The 3,329-nt window shown below is 31.7% G+C and carries 3 protein-coding genes; 1 reads left to right on the top strand and 2 read right to left on the bottom strand.

The genetic code is table 11. The features are described 5' to 3' along the window. Nucleotides 1-173 precede the first annotated feature (173 nt). A complete protein-coding gene (locus tag ACR0QS_RS12205) occupies nt 174-896 on the top strand; it encodes a polyprenol monophosphomannose synthase (RefSeq protein ID WP_432633729.1) in 723 nt (240 codons plus the stop codon). Between the two features lie 121 nt (nt 897-1,017). Here ACR0QS_RS12205 and aroA read toward each other — a convergent pair whose 3' ends face one another. After that, complete coding sequence (aroA, locus tag ACR0QS_RS12200) at nt 1,018-2,286, bottom strand: 3-phosphoshikimate 1-carboxyvinyltransferase (RefSeq protein WP_432633728.1); 1,269 nt, start codon at nt 2,284-2,286, stop codon at nt 1,018-1,020. A gap of 32 nt (nt 2,287-2,318) precedes the next feature. Then, nucleotides 2,319-3,284 (bottom strand): signal recognition particle-docking protein FtsY, encoded by a 966-nt coding sequence (gene ftsY / locus ACR0QS_RS12195; RefSeq protein ID WP_432633727.1) that lies wholly within the window; start codon nt 3,282-3,284, stop codon nt 2,319-2,321. Between the last annotated feature and the right edge of the window lie 45 nt (nt 3,285-3,329).

Here is a 3,329-nt window from a genome sequence, read left to right as displayed (position 1 = left end):
TATTTAAATTGTTCATAAAATGTATTCCTTTTTTATTATTAGATTATATCTTTTATAAGATAATAATCAACTTATAACAGGCTAAATGTATAAGTTGCAATAATTATTTCTTTATTTTTTATTTAATTATTGTATAATTTCTAAAATCTAATTAAAATTTTTACGGAATGAAAATGAAAGCTATAATAATAATCCCAACTTATAATGAAAGCGACAATATAGAAAAAATGATAAATACGGTTTTGAAACTGCCCGAATATATAGAAATTTTAGTCGTTGACGATAATAGCCCAGACGGAACGGCAAATATAGTCGAAAAATATCTTAATAATAACAGAGTTCATTTATTAAAAAGAGAAAAAAAAGAAGGACTGGGACCGGCATATATATCGGGCTTCAAACATTCTTTTTTATACAATCCCGATTATGTTATAGAAATGGACGCCGATTTTTCACATGACCCGAATTTTGTAATAAAGTTTATCGAAAGAATGGAAAATGAAAAATTAGATTTAGTAATAGGTTCAAGATATTGCAACGGAATAAGCGTAGTCAACTGGCCCCTCAGAAGATTATTTTTATCGTATTACGGAAACAGATACGCTTCGTTTGTTCTCGGTTCAAAAATAATGGATATAACGGGAGGATTCAAATGCTTCAGAGTATCCGTCCTTAAAAATATGAATTTCGATAATATACTTTCTGCGGGTTATTCCTTTCAAATTGAAATGAATTATTCTTTTGAAAGCAACGGTTATAAAGTGGCGGAAGAGCCGATTATATTTTACGAAAGAAGAAGCGGGCAATCGAAAATGTCAAAAAATATAATAGCCGAAGCTTTATTTAGAGTTTTAAGATTAAAATTTAGAAATAAGAAAAATTATTTTAATAAATGAATTTTATAACAAGTGGTTTTAACCTCTTGTGCCTCATTTCTATTGGAATGCAAGGGGTTAAAACCCCTTGTTATATTGCCCCATTAGTTATATAGTCACACAAAGTTAATCCATTATTAATTTATTCTTTTTCTTCCAGCTTTGCGCCTATGCTTCTAAACTGTTCTATAAAATTAAAAGAAGATTTATTTATCGATTCGGCATCGTCTATAATAATATCGTTTTCGCAAACTATCGAAGCAACGCAAAGCGCCATAGCTATTCTATGGTCGTTATGGGATGAAGTCTCTCCGCCGTTTAATTTTTCGACCCCCTCTATAAATATTTCGTCTTCCGTTGAAGTTATTTTTGCTCCAATTTTATTGAAACTGTCTTTCAAATCGTTTATTCTATCGCTTTCTTTATATCGCAGTCTTTTCGCGTTATATAATTTTGTAGTTCCTTTTGCCGTGGAAGCGAGAGAGACTATTATCGGAGCTAAATCGGGAATATTCAAAATGTCTATATCCAAAGCGTTTAATCTTGAATTCTTTTTAATCGTTATAGAACCGTCTTCATTATATACAATCGAAGCGCCCATGAATTTTAATATATTTAGTATTTCTTTATCGCCTTGAATCGAATATTTATTTAATCCGTATAATGTAACCTCTCCTCCCAAAGCTCCCGCAGCCGCAAAGAAAGCCGCATGCGACCAATCCGCTTCAATCTCATAATTAATCGGAGAATATTTTTGAGAGCCGAAAACTTCTATAATATTGTCCGCCTGTTTTGAGGTTTCTATTTTTGCCGACTTCAAAGTTTTCAAAGTCATCATAACATAAGGAGCGGATTCTAATTCCCCTTCGATTATTATTTTTGAATTGCCTTCTAATAAAGGAAGAGCAAATAATAATCCGCTTATGAATTGACTGCTTATATTTCCTTCGACATTGAAATTTCCGCTTTTTAATTTTCCTTCTATAGTTAGAGAATCTTCTTTCAAATCAAAAGTCAAACCCTGTTCAAGCCATATTTTTTTATAAACTCCGAGCGGACGACTGAATAACTTTTTAGAACCTATAAATTTTGCATTAATTCCGAGAGCTGAAACTACGGGAATCAATAATCTCAAACTGCTTCCAGATTCTTTCACATCTATCGTAATATTATTTATATTTTTATCTTTTGGAATAACTTTCAAACAATCTCTCTCTATTTTAAAATCTGCAAAATTTGAAATCGCTTCTTTTGTGGCGATAATATCAATTCCGACATTTTCCATCCAAGGTTTTAGGACGCTTTCGCCTTCCGCTAAAAATGAAGTTATCAAAGCCCTATGAGCGTCACTTTTGCTTATTTGAATATATAGAGAGCCGAAAATCTCGCTCGGTTTAATCGTTAAAATCATAAAAATTATTCTCCCAAACTATTTTTTAATTATTATTTTAATATCGAATCTACAAAATTTTCAATATCGAATTCTTTGAAATCTTCGACTTTTTCTCCGTATCCGCCGTAAAATATTGGAAGCGACAAATAATGAGCTATGCTTATAGCGACTCCGCCCTTTGCCGAACTATCCATTTTTGAAACTATAGCTCCGTCAATATTTAACGAATTAGCGAATACTTTTGCCTGTTCGATTCCGTTATGTCCGACATTTGCGTCAAGAATTAATATTGGAATAAAATTGAATTCTGAAAATCTTTCGGTTGCGATTTTTTTCATTTTTTCAAGCTGTCTGATTAAATTATCCTGATTATGAAATCGTCCCGCCGTATCGACTATAACTATATCCGCGTTTACGGATTTTGCCTTCTCCAAAGCGGAAAATAAAACGCTCGCAGGGTCGCCCGCCTGCTGTCCTTTTACTATAGAAACCGATAACCGATTTGCCCATTCTTCAAGCTGTTCTATTGCGGCGGCTCTGAATGTATCGGAAGCGGCAATTATAATATTATGTTCTTTTTTTAAGATATTCGCCAATTTTGCGATTGTCGTAGTTTTTCCGACTCCGTTTACTCCAACTATAAACAATATATTTTTATCTTTCAATTCCATTTTTTTTGGAATGAATTTCGATATTAAAATTTCTCTCAAATATTTTTTTGCCTCCGCTGGTTCTTTAATTGAATTCTCTTCAACGGTTTCTCGCAATTTTGAAATTATGTCTTTTGTAGTTTCGACTCCAGCGTCCGCCGTTATCAATGTATTTTCTAAATTGGCAAAAAATTCTTCGTTTATAGCCGAAGTATTGAATAAAGACGAAAGCGAAAATTTATTTTTTGAACTTGCTCCAGTTAATGAAACTTTATTTTTATTATTTTTCTTTAAAACTATAAATAAAATTAAAGCAATCGCTATAATTATTACAATTACGGCAATTATTATATTTAAATTTGGCATTAATCATATTCTCCGTAAACTTATGAAATTTATAGAATATTATAT

The sequence above is a fragment of the Brachyspira sp. genome, from assembly GCF_050873525.1.
In the GTDB taxonomy this organism is placed as follows: domain Bacteria; phylum Spirochaetota; class Brachyspiria; order Brachyspirales; family Brachyspiraceae; genus Brachyspira.
This window is presented reverse-complemented; position numbering and strand designations above follow the sequence as displayed.

Coding starts and splice junctions, on each gene's coding strand:
- ACR0QS_RS12205 (WP_432633729.1), top strand. CDS start 174: ATGAAAGCTATAATAATAATCCCAACTTATAATGAAAGCGACAATATA.
- aroA (WP_432633728.1), bottom strand. CDS start 2,286: ATGATTTTAACGATTAAACCGAGCGAGATTTTCGGCTCTCTATATATT.
- ftsY (WP_432633727.1), bottom strand. CDS start 3,284: ATGCCAAATTTAAATATAATAATTGCCGTAATTGTAATAATTATAGCG.